Raw genomic sequence first — 3,108 nt, 5'->3', positions numbered from 1 at the left:
TTCCACAGTGGATAATACCACCTTTGCAACCTACAGCGTAACAGTGCTGTCAAGCTGGGATACAACGGGTCTCGGCAGTATGACGCCGGGCACGCTGGAAACGGTGACGATTGACGGAAAAGACTGGTACCTGCTGGCAAGGGACGGCAACAAGGCGCTGATTTGGGCAAAGGAAATGGAGCCGACATTCGGGATAGACGGTGCAGATGTGTTTGACGGCACATATCAGGTAGCAGGCAGTGGCAAAAACGATTGGGAAACCAGCAGCACACGGACATGGTTGAATGGAACCTATTTGACGGACAGCTTATCTGTTCTAGGAAACTATGTGGTAGAAACGGATATTACCACCCGCAGCGAGTACAATGCAGAGGATTGGACTACTACTCAGGACAAGGTATTCCTGCTTTCCGAGGCCGACTTGTTCGGAACCCATAACGGTACGTTGACCAGTGAGGCGAGGGATTACACTTACGGAACAAGCCAGTTGGTAACAGACGTAAATATGAGGAAGTGCGATACGACTATCAGCGCGTATTATTGGCTGCGTTCGCCGCGCCGCACTTCCGGCGAGCTAGCGGTGTGCGCTATGTCGAATGGTGATGCCTCTAGCCACTATTACCACACTTATAGGCTCGGCGTGCGTCCTGCTTTGTGGGTGAATCTGGCGGACTAAGCATTTAGAAGGAACGGCATGCCGTGCTTGTATGAGACACGGCACGGGCTTTGCCATAAAGGGAACAGGGCGGTGGTATGCCGCCCCTGCTCCCTGCCATACGCTTTCCTTTTTTGGAGAGCGCATGGCAGAGAGCAGAAGGATAAACGAAAAGAACTTTTAAGCGGAAGGGAGGTTTTGCCATGCGAGCAGGGATATATCGGTCGGTCAGTATGCTCCTGACGGCTGTGTTCCTTCTTTCCAGCCTTATCACCGGCACGCTGGGCTGGCAAAGCCTCGGCCAGACGGCCAAAAACGAAGCACAGAGCGAGATTCTCCGGCAGGTGGAGCTTCTCAAGCTGGAAAAACTGCCCGACGGCACGGAAACGGAAATCCCCGTCCCCGGCGCGGCGTTTTATCTGTTTGCCGAGGACGGTGCGCAGATCGGCGGCCGGTACGTTACCGATGAAAACGGAACAATCTCCGTTTCCCTGAAGCCGGGCGAATACTATTTTGAAGAATCCTCCCCGGTTCCCGGTTTTGCCTTCGATACCGACGAGAAGGGCCAACAGCTTACCCGCTATCCTTTCGTCGTCACTGGGAACGAAACCGAAACGGTGGTTGTCACGGTGTACAATATCCGGCTGCAAGGGGCGCTCACCATTGAAAAGACCGTCCGAAATGCGGACGATTCGCCCCTTACGGACGAGCAGAAAGCGCAGGAATTTGTCTTTACCGTCGCTTTTTCCGGCGGCGGTGCCTATTCGTATTCTATCGACGGAGGCGAGCCGCAGGAGTTTACTAGCGGCGGCGCCCTCACTCTCAAGCACGGGCAAAGCGCCGTATTTGAGCAAATCCCGGTGGGGGTAACCTACACCGTCACCGAACAGCCTATGCCCGGCTATGCCATGTCCGGCACCGGCCACACGGGGACTATCACCGAAGCGGGCAGCGCGGCGCGGTTTACCAACACCTACACCCCCAGCCAGACGGGAAGCCTGACCGTTTCCAAACAGGTCGTAGGCGACGGCGCGGATTTACAGAAGGAATTTACCTTTACCGCTGTGATAAATGGGGAAACGGAAATCTTTGTATTAAAGCATGGCGAGAGCAAAACCTTCTCTGATCTGCCGGTTGGGACGACTTACACCATCACCGAAACCGACTGCACGGCGCAAGGATATGCCGCCACAGTACGGGAATACACCGGGCAGATTACCGGCAACGAGACTATTATGCTTCCCTTCATCAACGTCTATCAGACCCCTACGGAATCCGGCAGCTTGGCGGTGAGCAAAGAGGTCGTGGGAGACAATGCCGAACCGGAGAAAGAATTCACCTTTGAAGTTACCTTCTCGGACGGCGGCACTTATTCCTATTCTATCGACGGCGGCGAGCCGCAGGAGCTTACCAGCGGCAGCGTTTTGAAACTGAAAGCAGGACAACAGGCCGTGTTTGAAGGGTTGCCCGATGATATCACCTATACCGTGAAAGAAACCGACACGGCGGGGTATCTCCCAGCGATTGAGGAAATCTCCGGCAAGATTGTGGGCGGCGAAAACGCCCTTGCCTTGTTCCAGAACCGCGTACCGGAGGTGCCGGAGCAGCCGGCCACCCTTATCATCACCAAGAAGCTGGCGGGCGAGTACCCGGAGGCAGATGAAAACAAGGGATTTCATTTTACCCTCACCATAGACGGCACAGAAACGCAGTTTACTTTAAAATCTGGCGAAAGCCAAGAATTTGAACTCCCGACAGGCGCAAGGTATGAGGTACGGGAGGACGATTATTCCTCGGACGGCTACGCCCTCACGATGGAAAACGGCGCGGGAACCGCTCTATCCGGCCAGACGATCACCGTTACCGCTGCCAATACCTATACAGGTGAGGTGCAGACCGAAATCGAGGGCGAAAAGACGTGGGAGCTGGGCGGCCATGACGTGGCCCTGCCGGAATCCATCACCGTGCGGCTCAAAAACGGGGATTTACTCGTGGAGGAAATCACCGTCACCCCAGACGAAAGCAGCAAGTGGCACTATACCTTTACCGCGCCCAAATACGACGCGGACGGGAACGAGATCGCCTACACCGTGGAGGAAGCGCCAATAACGGGCTTTATCCCCAGCTATGACGGGTATACCATCAAGAACACCTACATCCCGCCTGTAGAAATTGATCCGCCCATCATTGAAAAGGTGGTGGAGGGCGAGAATCCGCCCGAAACGGAGTTTTCATTCCTGCTGAAAGGCGAGAACAACGCGCCCATGCCGGAGGGCAGCAACGGGAATACCAAAACCGTCGCCCGCATCGGCAGCGGCGAGATAGAAGGCGGCGCCTTTTCCTTTGCTTCCCCCGGTGTATATACCTATACCATCTCCGAGTTAAACACCGGCGCGGAGGGTTGGACGTATGACAACACCGTTTACACCCTCACCTTCACCGTTACGCTGGAG

2 protein-coding genes are annotated in these 3,108 nt (G+C 55.3%); both read left to right on the top strand.

Annotated features, from left to right (window positions below):
* Window positions 1-676, top strand: a 676-nt coding sequence (locus H8730_RS17125; RefSeq protein ID WP_249290264.1) for a DUF6273 domain-containing protein, incomplete at its 5' end; no start/stop codon positions are given.
* Between the two features lie 182 nt (window positions 677-858).
* On the top strand, window positions 859-3,108 hold a 2,250-nt coding region (locus tag H8730_RS17120; protein ID WP_249290263.1), incomplete at its 3' end, for a DUF7601 domain-containing protein.

The sequence above is a fragment of the Bianquea renquensis genome (assembly GCF_014384895.1).
GTDB classification, from domain to species: Bacteria; Bacillota; Clostridia; order Lachnospirales; family Bianqueaceae; genus Bianquea; species Bianquea renquensis.
This window is presented reverse-complemented; position numbering and strand designations above follow the sequence as displayed.